General features: G+C 49.4%; 4 protein-coding genes. 1 reads left to right on the top strand and 3 read right to left on the bottom strand.

Annotated elements, in window-relative coordinates; all coding sequences use genetic code 11:
• Nucleotides 1-282: 282 nt before the first annotated feature.
• The gene (locus ACYC56_RS13210) at nucleotides 283-1,182 is read right to left on the bottom strand and encodes a RimK family alpha-L-glutamate ligase (protein WP_461374640.1); all 900 of its coding nucleotides are present in this window, start codon (nucleotides 1,180-1,182) and stop codon (nucleotides 283-285) included.
• A gap of 62 nt (nucleotides 1,183-1,244) precedes the next feature.
• Between ACYC56_RS13210 and ACYC56_RS13205 the strand changes: the two genes are divergently transcribed.
• Complete coding sequence (locus tag ACYC56_RS13205; RefSeq protein ID WP_461374639.1) at nucleotides 1,245-2,027, top strand: DUF72 domain-containing protein; 783 nt, start codon at nucleotides 1,245-1,247, stop codon at nucleotides 2,025-2,027.
• A gap of 13 nt (nucleotides 2,028-2,040) precedes the next feature.
• Here the strand turns inward: ACYC56_RS13205 and ACYC56_RS13200 are convergent, their stop codons facing one another.
• Complete coding sequence (locus ACYC56_RS13200) at nucleotides 2,041-2,664, bottom strand: tetratricopeptide repeat protein (protein ID WP_461374638.1); 624 nt, start codon at nucleotides 2,662-2,664, stop codon at nucleotides 2,041-2,043.
• 186 nt (nucleotides 2,665-2,850) lie between these two features.
• Nucleotides 2,851-3,384 (bottom strand): hypothetical protein, encoded by a 534-nt coding sequence (locus ACYC56_RS13195; protein ID WP_461374637.1) that lies wholly within the window; start codon nucleotides 3,382-3,384, stop codon nucleotides 2,851-2,853.
• Nucleotides 3,385-3,756: the final 372 nt, after the last annotated feature.

Below are 3,756 nucleotides of genomic sequence, written 5' to 3'. Positions count from 1 at the left end.
TCTTTGAGGTGGTCTCTCCGCCTTTTTCGCCGATCTTCTCGTAGAATTCGGGACCGTATTTCTTTGAAGTAGTTTGACCACCCTTACGTCCCGCTTCACTGACTGTCATTTTGCCTTTTTCCTGAGCCACCTATTTCACCTCCCATTGCCGGCTTTATGCCGGCCGGATGTATATATATTCCCCGTACTTATTTGTACCCTCAAACTCCACCAATCAATCGCCAAATTATTAAAATTTTCACCTTTAAACAGTTACCCACTTCGTAAATCTTTAAACATCAGCTAACCAGCTCTGCGCTCTAGCCTATGAATGATGTGATGAATTATATCCTCGGCGACATTGCGTCCCGTGGCTTCTATAATGCCATGCCACGCTGGTGCCCCGTTGACCTCAAGGATGTAATCACCGTCGGGGCTCTCGATAATATCAACGCCGGTATAATCAAGACCGAGGTCCCGGCTGGCCTTGATCGCCATCATGCGTTGCGCCTCCGTAAGCTCACAACGCTCTGCCTGGGCACCGGCCCTAATGTTCGTCTTCCACCGGCCCACCTTGGCCAGACGGTAGATAGAGGCGACCACCTCATTCCCGACGACAAAGGCACGAATATCGCGCCCCGGGTTTGGGATATATTTCTGCAGGCAAATACACTTAAACTCGCTCAAGAGGCGTTTTATGCGCGGGATAGCATCTTTCTCGCTACGCTTAACCCGTATTACCCCGTAACCCTGAAACCCATAGAGCGGCTTTGCGACGGTGTCCTCATGATGGCTGAGAAATTCCTTGGCATCATTCAGTTCCTGATCTATTTCTTGCACTATAAGGCTCTGCGGAACCCGGAATCCCTTTTCCTGAAGGATAAAGCTCGTGAGGAACTTGCTCTCCGCGACCTGCAAGGCCGCAGGGGAATTAATGACAACGACACCTTCCCTGTCAAGCTGCTCGAACACCTCAAACTGGAAATCGGTCTCACCGCTAAAATTTAGGCCCCGGATAACCAGGGCGTCAAACTCACCGGCTTGAACCTTGCCTATCTTGATCACGTGCTTGCCGTTGAGCTCAACCGAGAACTGGATTGGGTCAACGACTTGAGTGTTGGCGACGTGTTGTGCGGCTTCGAAAAGATCATGGCTGGTCGGGTCGACTTCAAACTGGGCTGTGACTATTCCGATCTTATACAAGAGTTCTCCTAACGGTTCTACGACACTATAACAGGCAGGTAGATTTTACCCCCGGTTACGAGGTGGTTAAACTAAGGAAAGAAAAACATATGGGGATACTCGACGCTGACACCGCACGGCACCTTTATATCGGGACCTCCGGGTGGAGCTACAAGCATTGGAAAGGGATAGTGTACCCGGCCTCTTTATCGAGTCGTGAGTGGCTGGCATTTTATGCGAAGCGATTTTCGACGGTCGAGGTAAACAACTCGTTTTACCGGCTGCCCAAACGGGAGACGTTTGAGTCATGGCGCGAAACAACGCCACCCGGTTTCGTGTTCGCAGTCAAAGCGAACCGGTATCTGACACACGTAAAGAAACTTAAAGATGCCGGTGATGCATGGCAGAGATTTATAGAGAACGCCACAGGTCTTGGCGAAAAACTGGGGCCGATTCTATTCCAATTTCCCGCCACCTGGCACGCGAATCTCGAACGGCTGGCCACGTTTTTATCGATTCTGCCCGATGAGTACCGGTATGCATTCGAGTTTCGCCATGAGTCGTGGTTTACCCCTGCCGCCTGCACACTCCTTGGAGAAAAAGGCGCCGCTCTATGCATTGCAGACTCGCCGGAGTGGCCTGAAGTGATCGAGATAACAGCACCCTTTATCTTTATTAGGCTGCACGGGGGTCAGGCACTCTACGCATCCGAGTACTCGGTCACCGAGCTATCCGAATGGGCAAAAGTAATCGCCGGCTTCTTAGACCGGCGATTAGATGTTTTCGTATATTTTAATAATGACGCATACGGCTTTGCCGTAAAAAACGCAACGCAATTAAAGGAGCTTCTACAACGTGCCGCTTGATTCTTAAGCGGCGCTATTTACCACCGGTCGAGCTTGCGGAATCGCTTCCGCCCGTTCCGACTACCGGTTCGCCCGAGACCCCGGCATTAACCGCTTTGCTCAAGGTATCGATCTGCTGCCTCGCATCATTAACCCTCTCCCCGTTCGGATCGAGCTTTACATACTTCTCATAAGCATCGAGCGCCTCCTGGTTCTTGCCTTGCGAAACAAGGAAGACCCCCAGGTTGTAATATGCCGGCGCAAATTTTGGATCAGTCTCGATGGCTTTCTTGGCTTGAGCGGTCGCCGTCTCGAGTTGACCAAGACCATAGCACGAGATCGCCATATCGACCCGCACATTGGTTCTCTTTGGATCGATCGATAAAGCCTTCTCGTAACTTGCCACGGCCTTATCATAGAAATTCGCATCTTGATAGGCATTTCCAAGGACGATCCAAGCATCAGCGCTCTTGGGATTCTTCAGAGCAGCCTGCTCGAGAGAAGCGATCTTCTCCTGGACCTGCTGTTGCGGCGCGGCAGTGTTACCTGGATCCGATCCCACCATCGAAAATGAAATCAAGCCCACTACAAAAGCAAGCGCAACAATAACAGCCCCGACTTTCGTTACGACACTTACTTTCCGTTTGTTTAAAAGCACCTTTTTTACTCCTTACAATCATATTGCGTGCTTAAGCAGTACGGCAGAAACAGTACGTACTATTTCTGCCGATTTTTGCATCTAGCACATCTTGCTCAACGCTTTAAGTTTACCAAAAAACTCGTAAACGTTAAATCATTTAGATTTTGCTAGCTTATATCAGGTTCTTGCTTATTTAAGATAGTACTACTTCTTAGCCGGGTCTGTGACCTCGACCGATTGGCCGGTCGGGTCTAGCCCGCCTGTCGCCGGCACATCGCTCTTCACATTACCCAGTGCGCCACTTGCACCACTGCTTGAGGCAGCAGGGGGAGTGCTCGTCTGTGGTGATGTATTGTTAATATTCGGATGACCTGTCGGTAGCTGGCTATTGAGCTGATCCTCCGTAAGTGCCGGAGCAGCGCCGTTTGCGCCCGAACCAGAGACGTCACCGGAAATACTATTTGTAGTTGAAATTGCACTTCCTGAATCAGCAGGTAAGAAAAGACCCCTAATGAAAAAGCCAAGAACAAACGCTACCACCACAAATGCAACGGTCCACATGAAATCTACCTTCTGGGGCAAACCCAGCTCATTTGTTACGTTCGCCGGGACCGGTTTTGCAACCGTCTTTTTCGCGCCACTCGAAGCAGGTTTTTTTGCCGGTTTATTGCTTTGCTTTGGAGCCTTGCTCGCCTCGGGAGCATTCTGATCCTTATCCTTTGAGATATCGTCTGTCAACGAGTTAACCTCCCTTCTCCGCCCTAAAGCATAATTCAAATATCCATCGAATTAAAATATAACGCTTTACCATGCGCCTATCAACTAAATATTTTAACGTATAGCTCATTTACAGGCAAAACAACACTACAAATATGTGAAAATCTTCTCTATCTCGCCCGTACATCTACCGCCTGACCTGTTAAAATTTGGTATTTTACACAGAAGTTCACGGCGAAACGTTATTCGCCGTTAGTTAATTTAAGATTTTTGATGATCGGCTCGGTTTTCTTAAGGATCTCGGCCTCTTCCAGCGTTTTGTACTTTCCATCCCGGTACAAGACCTTTCCGCCCACCATCGTCAAAACAACGTTCTCCTGGTTGGCGGTGTAC

This window comes from Candidatus Aquicultor sp., assembly GCF_054640775.1.
This window is presented reverse-complemented; position numbering and strand designations above follow the sequence as displayed.